We start from the raw sequence: 24,008 nt of genomic DNA, 5'->3' as shown, positions 1-24,008 counted from the left end.
CGGTATTAAGACGGTATATAGAAGGTTTAAAACAGGGCACACGAAAACAAGGGATAGCCCGCGGGTGGCTGATCCCTTGAAAGTCTGGGGTTCTGCTGATTTCGTTGACCAGCTTATTTGGCTTTCTTTTTCTTCTCGCTGCGGGTGGCGAGGTGTTCGAAGCAAAACGCGGCGGTGCCGAAGAGCGCAATCATTGACAGGACGACCATGCCTAAAGTTGAACTTTCCACGATGACTTCCTACGGGTTTTGGAGGTAGGAAGTGACGGTAAAGTTTAGGGCTTAGTTGTTCAATAGAGGCGACGTAATCGTTATGGGGAACTTCGGATTTATACGGATTCTTTACAGTGATTGGCTTTTCTGTTCGATCGTTCCCACGCTTTGCGTGGGAATGCATCCTGTGACGCTCCGCGTCACGCCCCTTAACTGCGGACGCAGAGCGTCCAAGACGGCATTCCCACGCGGAGCGTGGGAACGATCATAACCTCACAAATTCCGACTATGCCGATAGTCGCTCACCGCCTCATACACCGCCTTGCGCAACCGGTTGATCCCACCAATCGGCCGATGCGCCTCCAGCCCGAACCACGGGTTGAACGACTGGTTATCACAGGCAAGATTCAACGCGGGCGTATCAAAGTCCTGCGCAGGAATCCGCACCTTGGCCACTGTCTCATAGGGCGCATCACTTTCCTTCCATTCGATGCTGGTGTCTTCGATCGGCATGAATTTCTGCGGATTTTGCCGCTGAATCTGCAACACAAAACACGCCGGTACACGGTCGGTGGACAGTTGCTGGTTCAGTGCGCTGCGCAGAAAGTTCGGCAGGTCCTGATTCTGCTTGGGCAACACATATTCCGGGCAACTCTGCGGGTCGGGTGTTACACGAAACTTGGCATTTGCCGCGCCAAATTTGTAGGGGGAAACCGAAAAGTACGTCGTCTGCGTCGGGCTCGCCGGAGCGGGCGCCAGGGTGGCCAGGGCGATAAACAGGTGGCGCACTTGCCAACTGCGCGGGTCGGCTTTAGGGAAGAACGCCAACACCTTTTTGCCGTCAGCCTGGGCACCGATGTTCTGCGCGTATTCGGCCACATCGCTGACAAAAAAGTTCGGGTGGCTGAACATCACAAAGTCTTGTTCGGTGCGCGTCTGTTGGTCGGCCATCAATTGTTTGCCTGGCACATCCAGCAGCTTGATCGCCATGCCCCGCGCATCGCGGATACTGTCGAACTGCGGGTAGGCGTTGCCGTTGGACAGGCGCATCTGCGCCTGCCAGGTCTTGCCAGGTTCAGCGAATACGCCTTGGCGCAGCGCCGGGTCGAGGTCCGTCAGCACGCTGACTTCGGCCTTCACGCAGCCGTGGGCCTTGGCATGCGCGTCACGCAGGTAGCGCGTGCCTTCGCGATGCTGATCGACGATGCGCACTGCCGTCTGGATGATGCCTTGGGTCATGGCTGTTTCGCCGGGCGGGATCTGTTCATCCGGCGACACCGGGCCGCTGTGTTGCCAGGCGAACCAGGCCGTGGCGAACAGCCAGCCCAGCAGCCCCAAACCCACCAGCCACAGCAGGGTTTTACCGAGAAAGGCGCCCAGGCGTAGCCAGAGGCGTGCGAGCAGCGAACGTTGGTTGTATTGAGATCGGATAATCATGGCAGTGGTTGCTCCAGCGGGCCGCCCAGCACTTTGAGGTATTCCAGCAGCGCCCAGCGTTCCTGCGGCAGCAAGCCACGGCCGATCACGCCATTGCCACGTTTGCCATCACGGAATTCGTGACCGCTGTTGTGGTTGCCGGTGATTTTGGTATCGAACAAAAAGGCGTTTTTGAACGCACCCGTTTCAAAGCCCAGGTGACGCGGGTCGTAATTGAACGTGCCTTTGTAGAAGGTGGTGCTGCGCTCGTCCTGGGGCGAGAGCAATTGATAGATCGTCGGTACCGAGCCGTTGTGCAGGAATGGTGGTGTGGCCCATACGCCGGCCAGCGGTCGGGCCTTGTAGGCGCGCAATTCACGCACACCGATGGGCAGGCCAAAACCATCCAGGCCTGGGCGTTCGGCCGGGGTTACACCGGCGGCGCGGTAGGCGTGTGCTTCGACGAAGGCAGTGACGTAGGCCAGGCCTTGGGCCACCGACAGGTTGTGCAGGTCCAGCGGTGCGGTGGGCGTGGGGTGCAGCTCGACATTGAGCCTGGCCAGTTCCGCCGGGTCCCACTGCAGGGCGCTGAGGTCATAGCGCTGGTCGGCGATGTTATTGGCCGTGCCTGGGTCGGTACCGATGTAGTCCACGGGCAACATCTTCAGTTGCTGCACCGGGCGGCCGTTTTCCTGCGTGACTGCAGGCACATGGCAACCGGCGCAGTTCTCGGCGAACAGCGCGCGGCCTTCGGCGGCGAGGGGCTTGTCGATGGCGCCGAACAGGTCTTGCGGCCAGGTCGGCGGCTTGAGGCGTTGCAGGGTTTCTTCGATCCGGTTGAGGTCGCGCACGCGCACGCTGGAAGGGTAACGGGCATCGCCCTGGAGGGGTTGGCCGGCCGCGTCGAAAAAGGCCAGGGTCGCACCCACGCCCAAGGCCTCGCCGATGTTACGTGCCATGGGCTGCTGGGCCGAACCGTTCCATTGCACCCAGTCGAAGGTCCAGATATCCCACAGGTGCGGGTAGTCCACCGGCGCATTGGCGACCCGGTAGTTAGTCGGCGAGATAGCGTCGCCGAAGCTGGCATTGGCGATGCGGCCAAATGCGTCAGTGCGGCCCGGGCCTTCTTCGGTGGGGTAGAGGCCACGGTGCGTGTCGTTCCAGGCAACTTTAAGGAACTGGTTCAGCGACTGCTTGAAGTCCTGACGCAGTTGTTGCTTGTTGTGATCGTCATAGTCGTGGCCGAGCACGTTGTGGGCGAAGCGATCGAACTTCCAAGGCAGGTAATAGGTGGCGGCGAGGCTGGCCACCAGCGCCTGGCCGAAGCTGCCTCCGCGCAAGGTCGGTACGCTGGACGGCAGCACATGCTGGGCCGAACCGCCGTCGATGCGCAGCGCCTGGTTTTTGAAGTGCAGCTCGCCGGTGTGGCAGGCGGCGCAGGTGATGTCCAGGTACTGCACCTGGCTGCCGGCGTTCTGGTGCCGGGCGAAACCCACCGGCAGGTTGCCGGGGTTTTGTGCGCTGGGCACCTGCTTGGGATCGACCAGAAAGCCGAAGCGTGCGAGGTAGTCGGGTGTGGCAAAACGCCGGTCCGAAAAGGGCAGTTCGAGGGCGGTGAACCAGTCGTAATGCAGGCCTTTTACCTGGGTGCCCTGGGGCGTGAAGTAGTAGGTCTGGCGATCGGCTTCGCTCCATTGTTCCTGATAGTGCACCTGCTCCACGGGCACGTAGTCCGGCAGCTTGGGGTTGAGGGTGTAATAGAGGACCACGCCCAGCAGCAAACCCAGGGCGAGCAATATCAGAAGTAAAACACGGGAAAAAATGCGCAAGATGGCTATCCTTGTCTCGGCCTTGTCGAGTTGTAGCGTTCTTATGCCATTGCGTCACAGGTGCGGCAAGTGGCCAGCAGCCTGGTTGCGAATGGTCCCGCGATCCTTCGCGGGCCTCCATAATGAATGAAAATGCTTTTAAACACGTGAACTTATCAGAAGTTTCCTGCTCACATGCCGGTAGCCATTGGTCGTGGCCGCCTGATAAGCTCGCGACTTTACTCGAATGCCCTTTTGGCGCACGAACAAGGAAATAGCATGAAACAGCATCGGTTGGCGGCGGCGGTGGCCCTGGTTAGCCTGGTACTTGCGGGTTGTGATTCGCAGACCAGCGTAGAGCTGAAAACCCCGGCGCAGAAAGCTTCCTACGGCATCGGCCTGAACATGGGCAAAAGCCTTGCTCAAGAAGGCATGGATGACCTGGACTCCAAAGCGGTAGCCCAAGGCATCGAAGATGCCGTCGGCAAGAAAGAACAGAAGCTGAAGGACGACGAACTGGTTGAAGCGTTTGCCGCACTGCAAAAGCGTGCTGAAGAACGCATGACCAAAATGAGCGAAGAGTCGGCAGCCGCCGGCAAGAAATTCCTCGAAGACAACGCCAAGAAAGACGGCGTAGTCACTACCGCTTCCGGTCTGCAATACAAGATCGTGAAGAAGGCCGACGGCGCTCAGCCTAAGCCGACCGACGTAGTGACTGTTCACTACACCGGCAAGCTCACCAACGGCACCACCTTTGACAGCTCCGTAGATCGCGGCAGCCCGATTGACCTGCCGGTCAGCGGCGTGATCCCGGGTTGGGTCGAAGGCCTGCAACTGATGCACGTGGGCGAGAAGGTCGAGTTGTACATCCCGTCCGACCTGGCCTACGGCGCACAGAGCCCGAGCCCGGCGATTCCAGCCAACTCCGTGCTGGTATTCGACCTGGAACTGCTGGCCATCAAGGACCCAGCCAAGGCTGAAGCCCCTGACGCACCTGCGGCGCCAGCTGCCAAGAAGTAATCGGCACCTGAACACACAACGCCCCGTTTTTACGGGGCGTTGTTGTTTCTGGCGTTCGCATGATTGTTCCCACGCTCTGCGTGGGAACACATCCGGTGACGCTCTGCGTCACATGTGCCTTGGGGCGGCATTCCCACCCAGAGCGTGGTAAGGATCGCAAATCCGACCGAACCCCTGGAAACTGTCACAGTCTGATATAAGACTCGAGCACGGGTAGCCGCACATCAATGCCAAGTCAATGAATTCTTGGGTTTTTTTTATGTGCGCAAAAAACGCCCGATCTGACTGCAAGCCTTGTAAATCGCGGCTTTCAGCCGATAAAACAGGCTCTGTTCACAAGGTTATCCACAATTTGTGTGGATAACCTTTTATGTCGCCTGGAACTGGAGTGACCGATGAAACCACCCTTCAATTTCACCCGTTTCCTGCCCATGGCCGCACGCTTGCTTGGTCGTGGCCGGTTGCCGACCCTGCTGTTCGCCGTGGCCGCCAAAGGCTCAAGCCAGGGCAATCGGCTGGGTAAACTCAAGGATGATCTCAAATTGCTCCAGGCCTTGTGCCTGGCTTACTGGCGCGGTGAGTATCGCGCCATAAGCCCCAAGGCGCTGATCTCGGTAGTGGCGGGGCTGATGTACTTCCTCAGCCCGATTGACGCGATCCCGGACTTTATCCCGGTGTTCGGCATGCTCGATGACATTGCCGTGCTGGCATGGGTCATGAAGACCCTGGACGGCGAACTGAGCGCGTTTCGCGCCTGGCGCGACGCCCAGCGCCCGGAAAAACTCGCGGTGGTTGAGCGGCTGCCTGCGACGCCTGCGCTGTTGGCCCAGGAAAACCTGCAAAAAAACTGAACACGCTTATATCCCCCTGCGACCTTTGTGGCTGTTAGGATTACACTTCTAAGGAAAGAACTTACTTAGTAAGTGTTGTTATCCTACGGGGCAGTCATGGATATTCAGATAATTTCACGCGATGGCGCACCCGAGTATGCGGTGCTGCCATGGGACCAGTACCAGGCGCTACTAAAAGCAGCCGGTCAGCAACAGCCTGTCGCCACTCCTTCTTCTACCGCTCAGGTCGCGCCCGATCAGGCTTTACGCCCGCTCGCGGACCTGCGCGGCCTGCGTGAGGCCAAGGGCTTGGCCATTGAAAGCCTGGCCCGCACCGTGGGCATCAGCCCTTCGTACCTCGGATTGATTGAAAGTGGTGAACGCCAGCCGGATGCCGCCATCCGCCGCAGCCTGGCCTGGGAATTGGGCGTTGCAGGTTGGAGGGATGAATCTTGAGTCTACGAATCAGTCGTCAACACTGGGATGGGTTACTCAACGAACTGGACCAGGCGCGCCGCCAGCGCCATTTGCTCACCTACCGCGCGCTGCTGGAGCGCCTGCAATTTCCCACGCCGGCAATGCAAACCCTGGCCGCTGCCCTTGAGCACCTGGCCGCGTTGGACGCCAAGGCCGAGCAGCCGTTGCGCAGCTCCCTGGTGATCAGCCAGGGCGCCAGCCGCTTGCCGCGTACCGGTTTCTTTGAGTGTGTGGAGCGCCTGGGGCGTTTCAGCGGGCCGTCCGATGGTGTGGCTGCTGCGTCCTGGCATGCTTCGGAGGTGGTGCGGGTGTTCGAGTACGAGTACCCGGAGTCCGCCGAGGCCTAAGCGGGCAGGTTGTCCATGCTGTCGATCACATGGATGCTGTAGCCGGCGATGTCTTTGGCGTGGTGCTTGGCTTGCGAGGCCAGCTCCGCTAACTGGCTGGCATCCAGTTGTGCACAGGCCTGTGGATATAAATGCACCACGCCGATCGACAACGACAGCAAAGCGAATTCCTGACGCACGCCCTGACGGTTCAATGCCACGAAGCAACCGGCGTCCAAGTGCTCGGCACGATAGAAGCGTCGGCATTGGGTGTGGAAGTCATCCAGTAACTGGTTGAGCCGCTTGCGCCAATCCTGCGGGCCGAGCACCAGCAAAAAATCATCACCGCCGATATGCCCGACAAAATCGCGGCTAGGGTCAACCCGATCGTTCAGGCACTGCGCCAGGCACAACAACACCTCATCCCCACGCCCGTAGCCGTAGATATCGTTGAACGGCTTGAAGCTGTCGATATCCACGTAGCAGATCACCGACTCGCGCTGTTGCTGCAGCAACCGCGTCAGGCATTGCTGGATCGGCACATTGCCCGGCAGCAGCGTCAGTGGGTTGGCATAGCGTGCCTGCTGGATCTTCAGCTCAGTGATCAACTTGAGCACATCGATCACCCTACCCAGGCCCAGGTAGTCACCGTTGAGGGTGATGATGAAGTCTTCCTCGATCCGTTGCCGCGCGCGGCTGGTGAGCAGGCGGCTGACCTGTTGCAGGGACTGGCTCAACTCCACCGCCAGGAAGTCATCGCTCATCAAGCGGCTGATGGGTTTGCGCGCGAACAGGTCGGTGGCGAACGGTTTGAGCAGCGCATCCGACAACGAATGCCGGTGCACGATGCCGACCGGGTGACCGCGCCCATCCAGCACGGCCAGCGAGTTGAGGTTGGCCTGACGGCGGAAGGATTCGAGCACCTGGGCGGTGGCGGTGTCCTGATCCACCGCCGGTTGCTCGTTGAGCAAGGCGCTGAGGTCGCTGCCTTCTTCGTTGAGGGTGATGTTGGTGTGGTCCTGCTTGGGCAACATCAGCCGCGCTTCCTGGGGCGGTTGTTCCTGGGGGCGGCAAAGCAGGTAGCCCTGGACCAGGTCAACGCCCATTTCCGTCAACACCGCCAACTCCTCCGGCAGCTCGATACCTTCGGCAATCACCTGGGCGCGGGATGCCTTGGCGATTTGCAGGATGGAGCCGACGAACTCGCGCTTGAGCGCATCCTGATGGATACCGTCGATAAAGTGCCGGTCGATTTTCACGTAGTCCGGGCGTAGCTCAGACCATAAACGCAGGCTGGAATACCCGGCGCCCAAGTCATCCAGAGCGATGGCAAAACCCATGTCGCGGTAATGATGCAGCGCGGTTTGCAGCAGGTCGAAGTCGTCGGTGGGCGTTTGCTCGGTGAGTTCGATCACCACCTGGCTCGGCGGGATGCCGAAGTCGCGCAACAACTGCAAGGTGCGGCCCGGTTGATGCGCCGTCTCCATCAAGGACTCCGGCGAGATGTTCAGGAACAGCTTGCCCGGCAACTTTTGCTCGCTGAAGCGTCGGCAGGCACTTTCGCGGCAGGCCATTTCCAGTTCGCTGAGGCGCCCGGCATGGCTGGCCACGCTGAACAGGGCGACGGGGGAGTGCAAGGGGCTATTGGAAGGGCCACGGCTGAGCGCTTCGTAGCCGAGGATTCGTCGCTCGGACAGGCAAATGATCGGTTGGAACAGGCTGTGTAAACTGCCTTGAGCCAGGATTGAGCCCAATGCATTCAGCTGTTCGGTCATGGTCATGGCGATCTCGATCGAAAAAAAAGGACCGCAGGCTTAACGCCTGCGGTCCCTTTATTTCACGACAGAATGATGTCTATATGATGACACTCCGTGGAGCGCTCACATTAAATTGCCATCATTTACTGCTTGGCCACCTGCTTGCTGATTTTCAGGTAGTCCAGCAGAACCCGGCCTGTCTCGGACAGATAGGCGTCGTCTTCCGGCTTGGTTTTTTCCGGCTCGGCCGGCAGCGCATCTTCATCTTCTTTCTTCAGCTCTTTGAGCGGGTCTTCGCCTTTGGCCTTGCGGCGAGCGTTTTCCAGTACAAGCTGCTGATTTTCGATGCTGGTGTGCTGCGCACGACGATCAACTTCGTTGAGGCTGACGGTTTTTTCTTCCATCAGCTTCTTGGCCAGGGCCAGTTTGTCGCGGATAAACACGAACTCGGCATCCTTGGCGGAGCGCGTCTCGTGGTCAGCCTTCAACTGCGTCAGGTACGGCTTGAACGGGTCCGAAGCCGGCTTGATCGCAGGGCGGATGGTGTCCCATGGCATCGCCTCAGGCAGCGCGCTTTCGCCGATTTCCTTGGTGTCGATGATCGACGGGAAGTCCACATCCGGCAATACGCCCTGGTGCTGGGTGCTCTGCCCGGAAACCCGGTAGAACTTGGCAATGGTCAGCTTCAGTTCGCCATGGTTCAGCGGCTGAATGGTCTGCACGGTGCCTTTACCGAAGGTCTGGCCGCCAACGATCAACGCGCGGTGGTAGTCCTGCATGGCGCCGGCGAAAATCTCCGAAGCCGAGGCCGAGAGGCGGTTGACCAGCAGCGCCATCGGGCCTTTGTAGAACGCGCCCGGGTTCTCGTCTTCGAGCACGTCGACACGGCCGTCCGCGTTGCGGACCAACACGGTTGGGCCTTTGTCGATAAACAGGCTGGTCAGCTCGGTGGCTTCCTGCAGGGAACCGCCGCCGTTGTTGCGCAGGTCAATGACCACGCCGTCGACTTTCTCTTTCTGCAGTTCTGTCAGGATTTTCTTCACGTCACGGGTGGTGGACTTATAGTCCGGGTCACCGGCGCGGAACGCTTTGAAGTCCAGGTAGAACGCAGGAATCACCACCACGCCCAGTTTGTAGTCCTTGCCATCCTGCTTGAGGTTGAGGACTTGTTTCTGAACGGCCTGGTCTTCGAGTTTCACCGCTTCACGGGTGATGGACACGATCTTGCTGGTCTGGTCGTTCGGCGCATTGGTGTGTGGAATCACTTCCAGGCGCACCACGCTGCCTTTCGGCCCACGGATCAGCTTGACCACTTCGTCCAGGCGCCAGCCGACCACGTCGACCATCTCTTTGTCACCCTGGGCGACGCCGATGATCTTGTCGGCCGGTGCGACCTGCTTGGTCTTGTCGGCCGGACCTGCCGGCACCAGACGCACGATCTTGACCTGGTCATTGTCGCTCTGCAGGACGGCACCGATGCCTTCCAGCGACAGACTCATGTTGATATCAAAGTTCTCGGCGTTATCAGGCGACAGATAATTGGTGTGCGGGTCGTAGGACATCGCGAAGGTGTTGATGTAGGCCTGGAAGATATCTTCGGCGCGGGTCTGATCCAGACGTGCCAACTGATTCTTGTAGCGCTTGGTCAACAGCTCTTGAATGGCCTTGGGCTCTTTGCCAGCGATCTTCAGGCGCAGCACTTCGTCCTTGACGCGTTTGCGCCACAGGTCGTCGAGGGCGGCGGTACTGGTCAGCCAAGGCGCGTCCTTGCGATCCACCAGAAGGGTTTCCTTCTGAGTGAAGTCGAGTTTGTCGACGCCTTTGTTCAGCTCACCCAAGGCGAAGTCCAGACGCGCTTTGACGCGATCCAGGTAGCGCTTGTAGATGGTGAACGCAGGCTGCAGGTCGCCGCTCTTGAGGAAGTCGTCGAACTGGGTCTTCCACTTGTCGAACTCAGCGATATCGCTGGCCATGAAGTAGCTGCGCGACGGGTCCAGCAGCTTGAGGTAGCTGTCGTAGATGATCACCGAGCGCGCGTCGTCCAGCGGCGGCTTGCTGTAGTGATGGCGCTTGAGCAACTCGACGACGTTAAGGCTGGCAATCACCTCATCGCGATCAGGCTGAAGATTGTCCCAGCTATTGGCTGCGAACGTATTGGTCGACATCGACGCAAAGCCGAGACCAATGAAAAAAGCGAGGGCGGTACTGGGGAACAAATGCTTCATGCTGATTCGACGCGGGGGCAATTGATAACGCATATTAGGCCGTCTTTGAGGGAGCCGGTTCCATATGATCCGGTCGCATAATGCAAAAAGCCCGGCGCTACAGCTACGGGCTCAGTCCAGACTCACTATGGAGGCACTGTGAAAGCATTGCAAGGCGTTGAAGGTCATGTGGAGTGGATGGAAGAACCCAGTCCTACTTGCGATGTAGGCCAAGTTCGCATTCGGGTGGCGGCAGCGGGCCTTAATCGCGCCGATTTATTACAACGTGCGGGGCTCTATCCGCCACCTCCTGGCGCCAGCCAAGTGCTGGGCCTTGAGTGTTCCGGGGTGATCAGCGAGGTAGGCGCGGGTTCTTCCTGGCAAGTCGGCGACCGCGTCTGTGCGCTGCTGGCCGGGGGCGGCATGGCCGAAGAAGTGGTGGTGGATGCCCGCCATGTGCTGCCGGTACCGGAAGGTTTGACGTTGACCGAAGCGGCGGCGTTGCCCGAGGTGTACAGCACTGCGTGGCTGAATCTGTTCCAGTTGGCGGGCCTCAAGCCCGGCGAAAAAGTCTTGCTGCATGCCGGCGCCAGCGGCGTGGGTTCGGCAGCGATCCAGTTGTGCAAGGCGTTTGGCAGCCCGTGCTGGGTCAGCGTCGGCTCGGCAGAACGCCTGGCTTACTGCGAAGCACTCGGCGCCCAGGGCGGCGTGGTGCGTACCGACGGCATTGAAGGGCTGCGCGATTTCGGGCCGTTCGACGTGATCCTCGACCCGGTCGGCGGCAGTTATGCGGCGATGGATCTGAAGCTGTTGGCCCTCGATGGGCGTTGGGTATTGATCGGCTTGATGGGCGGCCGTGATGCGCAACTGGACCTGGCGCAGGTGCTGGGCAAGCGCATCCAGCTGCTGGGCTCGACCCTGCGCAGCCGCAGCGATCAGTTCAAGGCAGACCTGTTCAGCGACTTGAGCCAGCATGTGTGGCCGCTGTTTGTTGAAGGGCGCTTGAGCCCGCAACTGGCCAGGACGTTTGCGATCAAGGATGCCGAGGCAGCATTTGCGGAGCTGGCGACTAACCAGATTTCCGGCAAGTTGGTGTTGGTGATAGACGAGACCCTGGTCTGATCTCAAGTTGAAATACAGCCACTGTGGGAGCTGGCTTGCCTGCGATAGCGGTGCATCAATGAAGAATGTTTCATCTGATACACCGCTATCGCAGGCAAGCCAGCTCCCACCGTTGATTGGGTTTCAATTCAAACTGTCAGACCCAATGATGAACCGGCCAGCCAGCCTTTTCAGCATGCTCACGCAAAACCGGATCCGGGTTCACCACCTGCGGATGATCCACCTTCAGCAACAGCGGCAAATCATTGCGCGAATCCGAGTAGAAATACGCGCCCTCCAGGCTTTCACCTTCCTGCTTCAACCATTCCAGCAACCGCGTGATCTTGCCTTCACGGTAAGTCAGCACACCCACGGTCTTGCCGCTGTACACACCGTGGCTGAGGTCCAGGTCAATGCCCAGCACTTCATCAATCCCGATACGTGCCGCAATCGGCGTGACCAGGTGCGTGCCCGAGGCAGAGATCACCAGGATCCGGTCACCCTTCGCGCGGTGGCGGGCGATGGTCTTGGTGGCGTCGCTGTAGATCAGCGGCTCGATGATGTCCTCCACCCATGGTTCGACCAGATGCGCGATCTCTTCCGGCGTGCGCCCGATCATCGGCTCCAGGCTGAAGTCCATGAAGTCTTCCATGGCCAGCTCGCCGCGGCTGTAGGCGGCCATGAGTTCGTCGTTCTGGCGCATGAACGACTCTGGGTCGACCCAGCCCAGGCGGCCCATCTGTTCGCTCCACAAGGTGGCGCAGTCGCCGTGGATCAGGGTGTCGTCCAGATCAAAAATTACCAATGCCATCTGTCACGCTCTCTCAAATCAATCGTTGCGTCAGGCTACTTCACACAACGCACTGGGGTCGATGGAAAGTGCCAGGCGCTGACCATCCGGGTGCAGATCGTCGGCCGAGCGGTTGAGCACGTCCACCACCAATTCCACGCCACGCGCTTCGATGCGATAGCGGATCACGTTGCCCAACAAACTGTGGCTGCGTACCAGCGCGTCGAGTTCGCCGCTGCGACTCAGTTCGATGGCTTCCGGGCGAATCGCGATGCGCCCGCTGATAGGCCGTTGCAGCAACTGGCTGGCCTTGTCGGCGTCAAGCAGGTTGTAGTTGCCGATAAAGCCGGCGGCAAATACATCCACGGGCGCAGTGTAAAGGGTCTCGGCATCACCGCTTTGTACGATTTTGCCCTGGTTCATGAGGAAAATGCGGTCTGACATGGTCAGCGCTTCTTCCTGGTCATGGGTCACGAAAATCGTGGTCAGGCCCAGTTCGCGCTGGATCTGGCGGATCTGCTCGCGCAGGTGCTTGCGAATCCGTGCATCCAGCGCCGACAGCGGCTCATCCAGCAACAGCAGGCGCGGACGCGTCACCAGCGAGCGGGCGAGGGCCACACGCTGGCACTGGCCGCCGGACATCTGGTGCGGGTAGCGGCCGGCGAGTTCTTTGAGCTCCACCAGTTGCAGCACTTCCTGCACGCGCTTGTGGCTGTCGTCGGCGTTGACCTTTTGCATGCGCAGGCCGAAGGCGACGTTCTGTTCCACGGTCATGTTGGGGAACAGGGCGTAGCTCTGGAACACCATGCCGATGTGCCGTTTCTGCGGGCTCAAGGGCACGATGTCCTGGCCATCCAGCAGGATCTTGCCGCTGTCCACCGAGGTCAGCCCGGCGATGCAGCGCAGCAGGGTCGACTTGCCGCAACCCGACGGGCCGAGCAGGGTGACGAATTCACCCTTGGCGATTTCGCAGTTGATGTCACTGAATACCGGCGTGCCGGCGTAGCCTTTTTGCAGGTGTTGGACGCTGACGAAGCTCATTGGCTTTTGTCCTTGTTCAAGATATTGGCGGCCCAGGTCAGCACCAGCACAAAGAAGAAATAGGAAATGACGATGGCACTGGTGAAGTGGCCGCTCGTGTTGCGCATGTTGTTCAGGTACACCTGCAGGGTCTCGTAGCGAGTGCCCACGAGGATGTTGGCGAACACGAACTCACCGAACAGGAACGAGAACGACAGCAACAGCGCCACCATCAGACCTTTGCGCAGGTTCGGCAGCACGACAAAAATTGCGGCCTGCCAGGTGCTGGCGCCCAGCAGCTGCGAGGCGTCCATCAGGTCACGCAGGTTGATCGCTTGCAGGTTGTTGGTGATCGCGCGGTACATGAACGGCAAGGCCACGGTGAAGTAGCAGCCGATCAGGATCCACGGCGTGCCCACCATCGCAAATGGCCCGGAGCCGTAGAGTTGCAACAAGCCCACCGATGACACCACCGGCGGCACCGCGAAGGGCAGCAGGATCAGGATGTTCATCAGCGCGTCGAGCTTGGGAAAGTGGTAATGCACCACGAACAGCAGCGGCAGAATCAGCACCACCGACAGGATCAGCGCACCCACGCACACCAGCAATGACTGACCGAAGGCGGCCAGAAAGCGCGGGTCACTCCACAGCTGCACGTACCACTTCAGGGTAAAACCGGCGGGCAGGATGGTGGCAGACCAACTGCTGGCAATGGAGTAGACAAAGGTGCCCACCAGCGGCAATACCAGGATCGCAAACAACAGGTACACCACTACCCGATGGTAGAGGGAGGCCGAGCCAGCTTCAGCGCGAGACATGGTAGCTCCTCTTGAGCAGCAGTTGATGGACGACAGTGACCACGGTCATCAGTGCCACCAGCACCACGGCAAGGGCGCTGGCCATGTTCGGGTCCAGCGAGATGTCGCCGGAAACCATTGCCGCGATACGAATGGGCAGCACGTTGAAGTTGCCGGTGGTCAGTGCATACACCGTGGCATAGGCACCGAGGGCGTTGGCCAGCAGGATCACGAAAGTGCCAAGCAGCGCCGGAGTGAGCACCGGCAGGCCGATGTGCCGCCAGAACTGCCAGCTGCTGGCGCCGAGCAACGAGGCCGATTCGCGCCAGTCTTCGCGCAAGGCGTCGAAGGCCGGGTAGAGCAGCAGCACACCCAGCGGAATCTGGAAGTAGGTGTACAGAATGATCAGGCCAGTCTTGGAGTACAGGTTGAAGTCCTGAATGATCCCCGCCTGCTTGAGCATGATGGTGATGCTGCCGTTAAAGCCCAGCAAGATGATGAACGCGAAGGCCAGGGGCACGCCGGCAAAGTTGCTGGTCATGTTGGCGAAAGCCGTCACGAAGTTACGCAGTGGCCCATCCACACGGCGCAATGAGTAGCTGCCGAGCACCGAGATGATGATCCCGAACACGCTGGAGTAGAAGCTGATCTCCAGGCTGTACTGGATGGCTTGCAGGTAGAACTTCGAACTGAAGATTTTGGTGAAGTTGGCCAGGCCCCAGCCGAACTCCTCCGACTGCAGGCTGTTGATCATTACCCACAGCAGCGGGGCGATTTCAAACACGATAAAGAACAGCGCAAACGGCACCAGGCACAGGATCGCCAGCCATTTGCCACGGGTTATGGCGTTCACTTCAGCAGCTCCCGGCATACAGGTTTGTCGTGGGGCACGCCGAGCAGTTCGCAGACGGTGCCGCACAGGTCGGTTTGCTTCGGGATGGCGCCTGGGTCAAAGGTGAAGGCCGAGCCCATTACGAACAACGGCACTTCGCGCTCTTCCGGCAGCACACCGTTATGCGAGCGGTCGTTATTCATGCCGTGATCGGCAGTCACCAACACCTGGTAGCCGGCGTCGAGCCAGGTTTGCAGGTAGTCGGCGAGGATGATGTCGGCCGAGCGCGCGCTGTTGCGGTATTGCGCGGTATCCAGGCCATGCTTGTGGCCGGCGTCATCAATGTTCATCGGGTGTACCACCAGGAAATTCGGCGCGTGTTTGCGGCGCAGGCTTTCGGCGTCGGCGAACAGATGGGAATCCGGGTAGTGGTCATTCCAGTAGAAATGCCCGTGCTGGATCGCCAGCGCCTGGTCGTCGGTATGACGATCACGCACGGCATCAAAGGGCGTGCGGTTATACAACTCGCTGACCCAGTGGTAAGCCGCCGCCGCGGTGGTGAGACCCGCATCGGTGGCGTAATGGAAAATGCTGCGCTGGTTGGACAGGCGCGAGACATGGTTGTGGACAATGCCGCTGTCGATCGGGGGCACGCCGGTGAGGATGCATTCATACAACGGCCGGGACAGGGCCGGCAGTTCGCATTCCAGTTTGTAAAGCGCTGCGCGTCCTGCGCCGATATAGGCCTGGAGATGCCCCATGGCATGTCGGGCAACCTCGTAGTTCAGGCCGTCGAGCACCACAAGGATGACGTTGTGCTTCATAGGGGGAGACGCTCCGCGACGATAGGCTTGACTCAATTTCACTTGGGGAACGGGGTCAAAACTGTGGGAGCGGGTTTGTGTGGGAGCTGGCTTGCCTGCGATAGCATCACCTCGGTTCACATCACAAACCGAGTCGTCTGCATCGCAGGCAAGCCAGCTCCCACACAAGCCAGCTCCCACACTGACCGCTTTTACAGCTCTGGGTCTAAATAAGACCCGGGAGCCTTACTGCATATTGATGATGACTTCTTCCTGCCACTTCTGCGGCAGTGCCTTGGAGGTTTTCTCCCAAGCGTCGGCATCTTTGATCGGCGTAACTTTTTTGTACTGCTCGTTCGGCAGCAGCTTGGCCTGTACATCGGCCGGCAAGGTCAGGTGCTCGGCACGGATCGGACGTGCGTTGCCGCGTGCCAGGTTGGTCTGGCCGGCGTCGCTGAAGATGTATTCGCGGGTCAGCTTGGCGGCGTTCGGGTGCTTGGCGTATTTGTTGATGATGGTGGTGTAGCCGGAAATCACCGAGCCGTCCGACGGGATCAGCACCACGTAGTCATCCGGGTTAGCCATCTTGGCTTTGTAGCTCAGGCCGTTGAAGTCCCAGACCACGCCCACTTCGACTTCGCCCTTTTCCATGGTGGCGATGGTCGGGTTGGCCAGCGACAGGCGACCTTGCTTGGCGATCTCGGCAAACATCAGCAGCGCAGGCTGGATGTTTTTCTCGTCGCCACCGTTGGCCAGCGCAGCAGCCAGCACGCCATTGGCGGCTTGGGCGGCGGTGCTCACATCACCAATAGAGACTTTGTATTTACCGGTTTTAAGATCAGCCCAGCTTTTTGGCGCTTCAGAGCCGTGCAGCAGTTTTTTGTTGACGATAAAGGCGATGGTGCCGGTGTAGGCCAGGGCCCAGTTGCCGTCTTTATCTTTGGCCCAATCCGGAACTTGTGCCCAAGTGGTCGGTTTGTACGGCTGTGCCACGCCCTGTTTCACCGCAATCGGGCCGAAGGCGGCGCCGACGTCACCGATATCGGCGCTGGCGTTGTCTTTTTCGGCGGCGAACTTGGCGATTTCCTGGGCCGAGCTCATGTCGGTGTCGATGTGCTTGAGGCCATAGGTCTTGGCCAGGTCGTCCCAGGTGCCTTTCCAGTTGGCCCAGTCATCGGGCATGCCGACGCTGTTGACGGCGCCTTCCGCTTTCGCGGCGGCTTCCAGAGTTTTTAGATCGGTATCAGCAGCCATGGCGGCGGTGCACATGGCAATGGTCGAGCCTAACAGTGATGCCAGGAAAAGCTGTTTCATCCGAAGCTCCTTTGGGCGTTTTCAACGCTGCGTTTTTATCGACGTTTGCGGTGGTGTTGGTCTAGGTCAGCAATACCTGAGCCAATTTAGGCTCGGTGGATGACAGTTTCATGTCGATGTCGTTTTTAAATCGTTTATGTCGCTGACTTCAGACTCAGCGTAGACCATGCCCAAGCGCCCGCAGGCCCTGGACTTGGCCGATGTATTGCAGGGTGTGGAGTGGGGCGGCGGCACGGGCTGTCATCTGTCGGTCATCTGTAATGCCTAGGCTGGCAGGTAACGGCAGACGCCCGAATACAGCGCGGTTTGTGCACCTGAACGGTGCTGGTCTAGTCCAGATAGGTAACGTTGATGCGTGATGAGGCAATCAAGGCGGTGACATCCATCGGCCTGGCACTGCAAGAGCAGATCGGCCACGGGCTGTTGCCACCCGCGAGCAAACTGCCCGCCGAGCGCAAGCTCAGCGAGTTGTTTGGTACCACGCGTATTACGGTGCGGGAAGCCTTGTTACAACTGGAGGCCCAGGGCCAGATCTATCGCGAGGAGCGGCGTGGCTGGTTCGTCTCGCCGCCGCGCCTGGCTTATAACCTGATGCAACGCAGCCATTTTCACGCGATGGTCAGTGAGCAAGGGCGCGTAGCCTCGACCGAAGTGATTTCGGCGCGGCTGCAGCCGGCATCGGCAGCGGTGTGTGCATGGTTGCAGTTGCCGGCGTTGTCGAGTGTGATCCAGATCTGCCGGGGCCGGCGGATCGATGGGCGGTTGGTGCTGTATGTGGAGCATTACCTGAACCCGCAATATTTTCCGGGGATTCTGGCGTGCGACCTTAACCAGTCGATGACCGAGTTGTATGCACGCAAGTACGACCTGCACTACGGCCGCGTGCGTTTCGAGATTGTGCCGACTTCACTGCCGGTGGAGGCTGCTGGCGCATTACGTGTGTCGGTGGGCAGCCCCGGCTTGCGGATCGCCCGGGTCAACTATGACCAGCATGAGCGCTTGATCGACTGCGACCTGGAATTCTGGCGCCATGATGCGATTCACGTGGGTGTGGATGTGGTTTGACCGCCGGACATTCAACGGATGCACCACACACTGAATGTGGGAGCTGGCTTGCCTGCGATAGCATCACCGCGATCTGACAGTGATACCGAGTTGCCCGCATCGCAGGCAAGCCAGCTCCCACATTCAGGGCGTCAGCGCCTTGATCACCTGATCCACATTGCCTTCCAGCTCCGCCACCGGGTCAGCTCCGTCGACATTCAATACCAGCAATTGCGCACCGCCTGCCGTCACCGCCGTTTTAACGGCCTCACTCGGTTGGCGGTGATGCAGCACCACGGCCACGTCGTTGCTTTTCAAGTCGGCACTGAGGGTGTGCAAGGCCTCAGGCGTCCACTGCGCATCCGGCCGGGCATCGGTGCTGAGCACTTCCAGGTTCAAGCTGCTGACCAGATAAGCAAAGTGATCACTCAAGCTGACCACACTCAGGTTGTCCGCCTTGGCCAGTCTTGCTTCGCTGTCGGCGCTGAGCTTGAGCAGGCGCTGTTTGAGCGCCGCGAGGTTGGCGTCGATCCTGGGTTTGGCCGCGGGCGCCAGGCGGCTCAGGTCGGCCGCCATCACATCGGCCATGCGCCCCATATTGTTGCTCGACTGCCACGGCTGGCTGTTCAGGCCATCGGCACCGCCTGGTTGCACAGCAATACCCGGCAAGCCGCCGTCCACCGGGCGCGCGGCGTCCACTTCGACGATACGGATATTGCTGCGCCGCGCCACGGGGTAGAGCGGGTCATCCGCCCACAGCGAGCGCAGGCCGATAGCCGCGTCGGCGTCCTGGGCCAAACTGCCCAAGGCCGGCGCACCCCGGCCGGTGAAGTAGGACACCTGCCGCGAACCGGGCAGGTTGGCCGGTGCTGCGCGCTCAAGCTGTACATCGGTGCCTTTGAGCAGCACCTCGGCCAGGCCGTAGGTGATGGGCAGCGAGGCCAGCACTTTCACCGGTTTGGCGGCGTGAACCGCAGGTTTTGCAGCTTCAGCGGCCATCAACGGCGCAGTGAATAAACAGGCAATGGCCAGGGCCAGCGGATGAAAAACAGAGCGCATTATCCAAGATTCCCTTTGAGGCTGGGCACGATGCCGCGCGCGATGGCGGCAACGGCGAAGGCGATACCGGCCACCAGAATGATCGCGGCACCGGACGGGATGGGCAGGTCGAAGATGATCGGCAGCAGAATGCCGCACAGCGTGCTGAGCGTGGCGATCACCACCGAGACCCAGAAAAACCCCTTGAGCGACTGGCTCAACAGGCGCGCTGCCGCCGCCGGAATCACCAGCAGGGCGCCGACCAAAATGGCGCCGATCACCTTGACCGCCGCCACGGTGATCAAGGTCACCAGGATCACGAACAGGTAATCCAGGGTTTTGACGGCCACGCCACGCACAGCGGCCAATTGCGGGTTGAAGCTGGCCAGCATGATGCGGTTGTACAGCGGCAACGCCAGGGCCATCACCAGTGAGCCGACGACCGCCAACACCAGCAGGTCATTGCCGTTAACCGTCAGCACCGAGCCAAACAGTACGTTTTCCAGAATGTGCACATTGATCTTGCCCGCCAGAATCAACAGCAGGCTCGCACCCAGCGCCAGGGACACCGAGAGGAACACGCCGATCAGGGTGTCTGGCGCCAAGCCGGTGCGGTTGCGCAGGTAATTGAGCAGGATGCCGAACAACAGGCAGTAGCCGAACAGGCTGCCGTAAGGCCCGGTATAGGGTTCGCCGAGCAGAATGCCCACGGCCACGCCGGTCAACGCGGCGTGCCCGACGGCTTCAGAGAAGAACGCAAAGCGCTTGACCACCACCAGTGTACCCAGGCCGCCCAGCACCGGGCCGATCAGCAAGCCGGCGAGCAAGGCGTTGACCACAAACCCATAGGCCAGTGCTTCCGGCAGGTACCCGGATGAAGCCCAGCCCTGGACCATCAAACGAAAGGCTTCATAACTCATTACGCCGCGCTCCGAGGATGGGTGGAAAACAGGGTCAGCAGGCGGTCCGGGGTCAGCGCCTCTTTCGGCGTGGCGTCGAACAGCACGCGACGGTTCAGGCCGGTGACGCGATCGGCCAGGCGGCCCACGGCTTCCAGGTCATGCTCGATCCACAGCACGGTGATCCCGGCCAGGCGCCAGTCATTAAGCAGCCGTTCGAACACCTGGATACCGGCTTCATCGAGTGCCGACATCGGTTCATCCAGTACCAGCAACTGCGGCGTCGGAATCAGGCCTTGGGCCAACAGCACGCGCTGACGCTCACCGCCGGACAACGCGCCCATGCGGCGCTTGCGTTTGTCCTGCATGCCGACCCGTTCCAGTGCTTCGCCAATCGCAGCGGCGTAATGCCGGGACAGGCCCAGAAATGCCGGGCGTCGCTGGCACATGGCGGCCATGAAATCGTCGACGGTCATCGGCAAGCCCCGATCAAACTCCAGCGCCTGGGGCACATAGCCGACCGTGCCTGGCGTGTTCGGCCAGTGCAGGCGCAATTGGCCCTGGTGCGGGGTCTGCCCCAGCAAGGTCTTGATCAGCGAGCTTTTGCCGCCGCCGTTCGGGCCGACCAGGGCGTGGATGCTGCCTGGTTCGACCTCAAAACTCACCGCGTCGAGAATCACTGTGCGGCCCAAGGTCAGGGAGATCGTGTCGAACTCAAGGGTCGGGCCAATGCTGGCGACTTTCAATTGCTGCGCTGCCGTCATGCCCCTGACTCCTGAATCGCCCGTACCACGGTGTTGAGGTTGCCGGTCATTTCCACTTCGTATTTCTCGGGCGTGTATTCGCCGTAGGAAATATGCGACAGCGGGTATAGCTTGACCCCGGATTCACGCTGGATGGTCTCGACGTAGGTAGACGGGAAATCCATCTCCGAGAAGATCACCTTCACATCCAGTGCGCGCAGTTCATCGATGGTCTTTTTCAACTGGCTGGGGCTGGGCTCGATGCCATGGGCGGGCTCGACCACGGCGGTGACTTCCAGGCCAAATTCGCGCAGCAGGTAGTCGTAGGCCGCGTGCACGGTCGCAACGCGCAGGTCCGGGTTCGGCGCGCTGGTCAGTTTTGCCAGCGCATCGGCACGCATCTGGCGCAGGCGCTTGCCGTAGGCGCGGGCGTTTTGGGTGTAAGTCTTGGCGTTGTCCGGGTCGAGCTTGCCCAGTTCGCGGGCGATGTTGTTGACCTGGGCAATCGACGCACTGATCGACAGGAAGGTGTGCGGGTTGACCACCTTGCCCGCACCGCGCGCGGCGTTACCGGTGGCGGCCAGCAGCGGTACGTTGGCGTTGGCTTCGATCACCGGGATGTCCGGGCGCTCGCTGGTGGCGATCATGCGGTCGGCAAAATCATCATGGCCGACGCCATTGAGTACGATCACGTCCAGGGTGCCGATGCGCTTGATGTCTTCGGCGCGCGGTTCGTAGGCGTGGGGGTTGAAACCGGCGGGAATCAGCGGCACCACCTCGGCCTTGTCGCCGACGATATTGGCCACGTAGCTGTAATACGGGTGCAGGGTGATGCCGATGCGCAGGCGCTTGGCCGCTTCGGCATTCGCGAGCGGGGCGAGCATCAGGCTGAACAGGCCAACCAGCAACAGGCGTAACAGGGGCGATGAAATAGACATGGGCACTCGGTCTTCTGGTTCAGTGACGGTGCTGGCGGGTCACGCCGGCATCGAATTGCGTGACCACCTGGCGCCAGCCGGCGGCGATCAGCGCCGCGTCGGTGAGGTCGGCAGGGGCGGCGAGGTTGGCCTGGCGGTTGAGCCACACATCCGGCTCGTCACCTTGCACGCGCATCAGCACCGAGCCGCTGGTGCTTGGCGCTTGGCTCAAACCCAGGTAGGCCACAGGCTCAAGCAGCTGCCAGCGATGGTCGCCACGGCTCACCGAACTGGCGTCCTGGGCAAACGGTGCGAAGCCTTCTTCGGCCAGTTGCGTGGGCGTCGGCAGGGCGTTTTGCTCCTGCTGCAACAGCTGGATTTCATCCAGGGTCACGCGCAGGTCGGCGTAGATGCCTTGCTCGGCAGCGCTCAGGTCACGGCGTGCGTCCAGTTGGTGGCTGGGCACGGCGGCGACCTCCTGGGTTTCACCGTGCAGCGCCACCACCGTGCCAGCCACCGCGAGGATGATCAGGCACAGCAGCAACACGTAAAGGGTTTCATGGCCGGCCCCGGCAGGGCGTACAACCTGTGTGGTGCTCATTGGGGCTGGATATCCGCTTGGTCGATTTCCACCACGTGGCCGGGGCCTGCATCAAACAGCACATAGAACTCGGCGGAGGGCTTTTTGAACGTCAGGGTCGAGTCCTGGCCAAGCTTGCCGGGCAGCAGGATGGTTTCGTCGTAGCCGATCACGTCCAGGGTCACGCCCGGCGCGCCGCTGCCGTCGGAAAAGCCGCCGGTGCACTGGATCTGTTCGCCGGGGATTTCCTTGCATTCGCACATCGGGTTATGGGCCAGGGCGACGCTACTGAAGCCGGCGCAGAGCAATAAAGCGGCGCGAGTCAGGCGCATTAACGTCATGGTTTAACTCCTTGCTTGTTCAGCCAGGCAATGGTGGCAGGCGAGGCCTGGCTCAGCGGAATGGAACCCTGGTGCATGGAGCCGTCCCAGCCTTCCATGGTCACCCACACTTCGGCATCCACGGGTGTGCGTTCCGGCACCGGCAACACCGCACCCATGCGGTACGGCGTGCCGAAGAAAATCACCCCGGCCGCGCGCAGGCTGCGCGGTTTGCCGATACGCAGGTAAGTGGCCTTGACCTGCTCGGCGCAGGTGTCGCACAGGGCGGCGTTGAAAAATTTCATCGGGCCGGCCGGGTCCGGGCGCGGGCCTTCGTTGCGAAACTCTGCGAGGGTCAGGCTCCACGGCCCCACCTGCACTTCGCCGGCCACGCGCTCGCCAATGCCGCTGTCACCGCGAAACAGTGCAGCGTCGGCAAAGTACTTGGGCATGAACCCCAGGGGCACCAGCAACAGCAGGACATTGATGTGGAAGCGCCACTTGAACCAAAAGGCCCGCAGCGGCGAAGGTGGTGTGGTGGTCGCACGTTTGCTCATCAATTGGCCTCCGAGGTTTCAGCCTGCCTGGCCGTGGCGGGGGCCGGCGCGCGTTGCGTCTTGGCCTCGCGCTTGAAGGCGTTGAGGGTGGCCAGCGCGGTGCGTTTGGTCCAGATCAGCAGACCGCTCAACACCATCATGCTCATGATCAGGCCGAAGAATGCCCAGATCAGCTTGACCCACAGGCCGCCAAAGTCGCCGGTGTGCAGCGGTCGCATGGATTCGGTGACGAACTCCAGTGTCGAGCGGTCGGACAGCAGGTGCGACACGGCAATTTCACCGTCGTACGGGTTGAGCTGCGCCGTCTGGAACATCAACGGGTACCAGCCGCGCCCGCCGATCTGCAGGTGGCTATAGGCGTTGCTGGGCAGGAACACAAAACTGGCCTCCAGCCCGGGAATGCGCTGCGTGGCGATCTCGATGGCCCGATCGATCGGGATCATTGGTGCCGGTACGCCCGGTGCCGACACAGGCACCTTCTCCCGGGCAATTACCGGCACGATGGGCTCACTGGAGATGGATATCTGGTTGTCGCCCAGAATTGCCCGGATCAGGAACCAAATGCCGGTGATGGAAATTACCGCGATAAACCAGATCGACCAGATACCGCTCAAACGATGGAAGTCACCCCAGAAGATCCGCGCGCCATGGCGGATTCGCAGGGTCGGGCGCAGAAACCCTTTCCAGAAACGCTTGTACACCACCAGCCCGGTGACCAGGGATGCCAGCAGCGGTATGCCAAGCGCCGACACCAGGTACCAGCCCCAACTGTAGCCATTGGTAAACGGCACCAGCCACCAACCGTGCAAGGCACGGGTAAATTGCTGGAAGTTGAACGCTGGGCTGATGCCCTGGATCACGCCGGTATACGGGTTGACGTAGACCTCCACCGAGCGCCCGTCGGGGTAACTGAGGTCGACACTCAGCGCGAAGTGCGACTCGTCCGGGCGGGTGATCGACTGCACGATTGCCTGGGGTTCGTTGCGCTTGATGGCGCCGATGACCTGGTCGTAACTCAGCCGTTCGGCATCGTCCGACAGCTTGCTGGCGCGGATGTCCGGGTTGGCCAGCCAGACGATTTCCTGGCTGACCACCGCCAGGGTGCCGGTGACGCAGACGATCAGTACAAAAAACCAGATGGGCAACGCCAACCAGCTATGAACCAGAAACCAGAGTTTTGAGCGTGACTTCTTCGACATGTGA

At 60.5% G+C, this 24,008-nt stretch carries 24 protein-coding genes; 6 read left to right on the top strand and 18 right to left on the bottom strand.

Translation table 11 applies throughout. From position 1 onward, the window contains the following. Positions 1-485 precede the first annotated feature (485 nt). On the bottom strand, positions 486-1,649 hold the full coding sequence (locus GIW48_RS18420) for a catalase family protein (protein WP_236461267.1): 1,164 nt from the start codon (positions 1,647-1,649) through the stop codon (positions 486-488). Continuing rightward, positions 1,646-3,457 carry a di-heme-cytochrome C peroxidase gene (locus GIW48_RS18415; RefSeq protein ID WP_236461268.1) on the bottom strand — a complete coding sequence of 604 codons (1,812 nt, stop codon included), beginning with the start codon at positions 3,455-3,457 and terminating at the stop codon, positions 1,646-1,648. Before GIW48_RS18415 ends, GIW48_RS18420 begins: the two co-directional genes overlap by 4 nt. Positions 3,458-3,715: 258 nt before the next feature. On the opposite strand from GIW48_RS18415, the gene GIW48_RS18410 reads away from it, so the two are divergent. From GIW48_RS18410 to GIW48_RS18395, 4 genes are all read left to right on the top strand, one after another. Beyond that, positions 3,716-4,456 carry an FKBP-type peptidyl-prolyl cis-trans isomerase gene (locus GIW48_RS18410; RefSeq protein ID WP_017136377.1) on the top strand — a complete coding sequence of 247 codons (741 nt, stop codon included), beginning with the start codon at positions 3,716-3,718 and terminating at the stop codon, positions 4,454-4,456. Between the two features lie 395 nt (positions 4,457-4,851). Then, positions 4,852-5,307: a YkvA family protein gene (locus GIW48_RS18405; RefSeq protein WP_236461271.1), complete on the top strand. Its 456-nt coding sequence runs from the start codon at positions 4,852-4,854 to the stop codon at positions 5,305-5,307. A gap of 96 nt (positions 5,308-5,403) precedes the next feature. Beyond that, a complete protein-coding gene (locus GIW48_RS18400) occupies positions 5,404-5,742 on the top strand; it encodes a helix-turn-helix domain-containing protein (protein WP_026013635.1) in 339 nt (112 codons plus the stop codon). Continuing rightward, on the top strand, positions 5,739-6,110 hold the full coding sequence (locus GIW48_RS18395) for a hypothetical protein (protein WP_005786715.1): 372 nt from the start codon (positions 5,739-5,741) through the stop codon (positions 6,108-6,110). Before GIW48_RS18400 ends, GIW48_RS18395 begins: the two co-directional genes overlap by 4 nt. Here the strand turns inward: GIW48_RS18395 and GIW48_RS18390 are convergent. Continuing rightward, entirely contained in the window at positions 6,107-7,870 is a 1,764-nt protein-coding gene (locus tag GIW48_RS18390; protein ID WP_026013634.1) for a bifunctional diguanylate cyclase/phosphodiesterase, read from the bottom strand. The two genes, GIW48_RS18395 and GIW48_RS18390, sit on opposite strands and share 4 nt — an antisense overlap. 119 nt (positions 7,871-7,989) lie before the next feature. Beyond that, entirely contained in the window at positions 7,990-10,071 is a 2,082-nt protein-coding gene (locus tag GIW48_RS18385; protein ID WP_439899916.1) for a carboxy terminal-processing peptidase, read from the bottom strand. Positions 10,072-10,209: 138 nt separating this feature from the next. On the opposite strand from GIW48_RS18385, the gene GIW48_RS18380 reads away from it, so the two are divergent. Beyond that, the gene (locus GIW48_RS18380; RefSeq protein WP_099547874.1) at positions 10,210-11,172 is read left to right on the top strand and encodes a zinc-binding dehydrogenase; all 963 of its coding nucleotides are present in this window, start codon (positions 10,210-10,212) and stop codon (positions 11,170-11,172) included. A gap of 136 nt (positions 11,173-11,308) precedes the next feature. On the opposite strand, the gene GIW48_RS18375 is transcribed toward GIW48_RS18380, so the two are convergent. The 6 genes from GIW48_RS18375 to GIW48_RS18350 all read right to left on the bottom strand — a co-directional run bounded on the left by GIW48_RS18375 (position 11,309) and on the right by GIW48_RS18350 (position 16,707). Next, positions 11,309-11,962 (bottom strand): HAD family hydrolase, encoded by a 654-nt coding sequence (locus tag GIW48_RS18375; RefSeq protein ID WP_170040021.1) that lies wholly within the window; start codon positions 11,960-11,962, stop codon positions 11,309-11,311. A 30-nt stretch (positions 11,963-11,992) separates the two neighbouring features. Further along, positions 11,993-12,982: an ABC transporter ATP-binding protein gene (locus tag GIW48_RS18370; protein ID WP_010565203.1), complete on the bottom strand. Its 990-nt coding sequence runs from the start codon at positions 12,980-12,982 to the stop codon at positions 11,993-11,995. After that, on the bottom strand, positions 12,979-13,779 hold the full coding sequence (locus GIW48_RS18365; RefSeq protein WP_170040023.1) for an ABC transporter permease: 801 nt from the start codon (positions 13,777-13,779) through the stop codon (positions 12,979-12,981). The genes GIW48_RS18370 and GIW48_RS18365 overlap by 4 nt, the downstream gene beginning before the upstream one ends. Beyond that, positions 13,766-14,629: an ABC transporter permease gene (locus GIW48_RS18360; RefSeq protein WP_178110818.1), complete on the bottom strand. Its 864-nt coding sequence runs from the start codon at positions 14,627-14,629 to the stop codon at positions 13,766-13,768. The genes GIW48_RS18365 and GIW48_RS18360 overlap by 14 nt, the downstream gene beginning before the upstream one ends. Further along, the gene (locus GIW48_RS18355; RefSeq protein ID WP_017136368.1) at positions 14,608-15,414 is read right to left on the bottom strand and encodes an alkaline phosphatase family protein; all 807 of its coding nucleotides are present in this window, start codon (positions 15,412-15,414) and stop codon (positions 14,608-14,610) included. The genes GIW48_RS18360 and GIW48_RS18355 overlap by 22 nt, the downstream gene beginning before the upstream one ends. A 225-nt stretch (positions 15,415-15,639) precedes the next feature. Further along, complete coding sequence (locus GIW48_RS18350; RefSeq protein WP_017136367.1) at positions 15,640-16,707, bottom strand: ABC transporter substrate-binding protein; 1,068 nt, start codon at positions 16,705-16,707, stop codon at positions 15,640-15,642. Between the two features lie 351 nt (positions 16,708-17,058). Here GIW48_RS18350 and GIW48_RS18345 point away from each other — a divergent pair, with 351 nt between their 5' ends. After that, a complete protein-coding gene (locus GIW48_RS18345) occupies positions 17,059-17,772 on the top strand; it encodes a UTRA domain-containing protein (RefSeq protein ID WP_017136366.1) in 714 nt (237 codons plus the stop codon). Between the two features lie 123 nt (positions 17,773-17,895). On the opposite strand, the gene GIW48_RS18340 is transcribed toward GIW48_RS18345, so the two are convergent. From GIW48_RS18340 to GIW48_RS18305, 8 genes are read right to left on the bottom strand one after another with little or no spacing between them, the layout of a single operon-like run. After that, positions 17,896-18,810, bottom strand: a complete 915-nt coding sequence (locus tag GIW48_RS18340; protein WP_017136365.1) for a metal ABC transporter substrate-binding protein — start codon at positions 18,808-18,810, stop codon at positions 17,896-17,898. Next, positions 18,810-19,709: a metal ABC transporter permease gene (locus GIW48_RS18335; protein WP_017136364.1), complete on the bottom strand. Its 900-nt coding sequence runs from the start codon at positions 19,707-19,709 to the stop codon at positions 18,810-18,812. Before GIW48_RS18335 ends, GIW48_RS18340 begins: the two co-directional genes overlap by 1 nt. Continuing rightward, on the bottom strand, positions 19,709-20,452 hold the full coding sequence (locus GIW48_RS18330; protein WP_017136363.1) for a metal ABC transporter ATP-binding protein: 744 nt from the start codon (positions 20,450-20,452) through the stop codon (positions 19,709-19,711). Before GIW48_RS18330 ends, GIW48_RS18335 begins: the two co-directional genes overlap by 1 nt. After that, the gene (locus GIW48_RS18325; RefSeq protein WP_017136362.1) at positions 20,449-21,369 is read right to left on the bottom strand and encodes a metal ABC transporter substrate-binding protein; all 921 of its coding nucleotides are present in this window, start codon (positions 21,367-21,369) and stop codon (positions 20,449-20,451) included. Before GIW48_RS18325 ends, GIW48_RS18330 begins: the two co-directional genes overlap by 4 nt. Before the next feature lie 19 nt (positions 21,370-21,388). Beyond that, positions 21,389-21,949, bottom strand: a complete 561-nt coding sequence (locus GIW48_RS18320; protein ID WP_017136361.1) for a DUF6162 family protein — start codon at positions 21,947-21,949, stop codon at positions 21,389-21,391. After that, the gene (locus tag GIW48_RS18315) at positions 21,946-22,269 is read right to left on the bottom strand and encodes a hypothetical protein (RefSeq protein WP_236461273.1); all 324 of its coding nucleotides are present in this window, start codon (positions 22,267-22,269) and stop codon (positions 21,946-21,948) included. The genes GIW48_RS18320 and GIW48_RS18315 overlap by 4 nt, the downstream gene beginning before the upstream one ends. After that, positions 22,266-22,805 carry a thiamine pyrophosphate-binding protein gene (locus GIW48_RS18310; protein ID WP_236461275.1) on the bottom strand — a complete coding sequence of 180 codons (540 nt, stop codon included), beginning with the start codon at positions 22,803-22,805 and terminating at the stop codon, positions 22,266-22,268. The genes GIW48_RS18315 and GIW48_RS18310 overlap by 4 nt, the downstream gene beginning before the upstream one ends. Then, positions 22,805-24,004 (bottom strand): PepSY-associated TM helix domain-containing protein, encoded by a 1,200-nt coding sequence (locus GIW48_RS18305; RefSeq protein WP_236461277.1) that lies wholly within the window; start codon positions 24,002-24,004, stop codon positions 22,805-22,807. The genes GIW48_RS18310 and GIW48_RS18305 overlap by 1 nt, the downstream gene beginning before the upstream one ends. Positions 24,005-24,008 lie beyond the last annotated feature (4 nt).

The organism is Pseudomonas sp. PA-6-3C, from assembly GCF_021605825.1.
Classification (GTDB): domain Bacteria; phylum Pseudomonadota; class Gammaproteobacteria; order Pseudomonadales; family Pseudomonadaceae; genus Aquipseudomonas; species Aquipseudomonas edaphica.
The sequence above is the reverse complement of the archived record's forward strand: the minus strand, read 5'-3'. Positions and strand labels throughout refer to the sequence as shown.

Coding starts and splice junctions, on each gene's coding strand:
- GIW48_RS18420 (WP_236461267.1), bottom strand. CDS start 1,649: ATGATTATCCGATCTCAATACAACCAACGTTCGCTGCTCGCACGCCTC.
- GIW48_RS18410 (WP_017136377.1), top strand. CDS start 3,716: ATGAAACAGCATCGGTTGGCGGCGGCGGTGGCCCTGGTTAGCCTGGTA.
- GIW48_RS18405 (WP_236461271.1), top strand. CDS start 4,852: ATGAAACCACCCTTCAATTTCACCCGTTTCCTGCCCATGGCCGCACGC.
- GIW48_RS18400 (WP_026013635.1), top strand. CDS start 5,404: ATGGATATTCAGATAATTTCACGCGATGGCGCACCCGAGTATGCGGTG.
- GIW48_RS18390 (WP_026013634.1), bottom strand. CDS start 7,870: ATGACCATGACCGAACAGCTGAATGCATTGGGCTCAATCCTGGCTCAA.
- GIW48_RS18385 (WP_439899916.1), bottom strand. CDS start 10,071: ATGAAGCATTTGTTCCCCAGTACCGCCCTCGCTTTTTTCATTGGTCTC.
- GIW48_RS18375 (WP_170040021.1), bottom strand. CDS start 11,962: ATGGCATTGGTAATTTTTGATCTGGACGACACCCTGATCCACGGCGAC.
- GIW48_RS18370 (WP_010565203.1), bottom strand. CDS start 12,982: ATGAGCTTCGTCAGCGTCCAACACCTGCAAAAAGGCTACGCCGGCACG.
- GIW48_RS18365 (WP_170040023.1), bottom strand. CDS start 13,779: ATGTCTCGCGCTGAAGCTGGCTCGGCCTCCCTCTACCATCGGGTAGTG.
- GIW48_RS18360 (WP_178110818.1), bottom strand. CDS start 14,629: ATGCCGGGAGCTGCTGAAGTGAACGCCATAACCCGTGGCAAATGGCTG.
- GIW48_RS18355 (WP_017136368.1), bottom strand. CDS start 15,414: ATGAAGCACAACGTCATCCTTGTGGTGCTCGACGGCCTGAACTACGAG.
- GIW48_RS18350 (WP_017136367.1), bottom strand. CDS start 16,707: ATGAAACAGCTTTTCCTGGCATCACTGTTAGGCTCGACCATTGCCATG.
- GIW48_RS18345 (WP_017136366.1), top strand. CDS start 17,059: ATGCGTGATGAGGCAATCAAGGCGGTGACATCCATCGGCCTGGCACTG.
- GIW48_RS18340 (WP_017136365.1), bottom strand. CDS start 18,810: ATGCGCTCTGTTTTTCATCCGCTGGCCCTGGCCATTGCCTGTTTATTC.
- GIW48_RS18335 (WP_017136364.1), bottom strand. CDS start 19,709: ATGAGTTATGAAGCCTTTCGTTTGATGGTCCAGGGCTGGGCTTCATCC.
- GIW48_RS18330 (WP_017136363.1), bottom strand. CDS start 20,452: ATGACGGCAGCGCAGCAATTGAAAGTCGCCAGCATTGGCCCGACCCTT.
- GIW48_RS18325 (WP_017136362.1), bottom strand. CDS start 21,369: ATGTCTATTTCATCGCCCCTGTTACGCCTGTTGCTGGTTGGCCTGTTC.
- GIW48_RS18320 (WP_017136361.1), bottom strand. CDS start 21,949: ATGAGCACCACACAGGTTGTACGCCCTGCCGGGGCCGGCCATGAAACC.
- GIW48_RS18315 (WP_236461273.1), bottom strand. CDS start 22,269: ATGACGTTAATGCGCCTGACTCGCGCCGCTTTATTGCTCTGCGCCGGC.
- GIW48_RS18310 (WP_236461275.1), bottom strand. CDS start 22,805: ATGAGCAAACGTGCGACCACCACACCACCTTCGCCGCTGCGGGCCTTT.
- GIW48_RS18305 (WP_236461277.1), bottom strand. CDS start 24,004: ATGTCGAAGAAGTCACGCTCAAAACTCTGGTTTCTGGTTCATAGCTGG.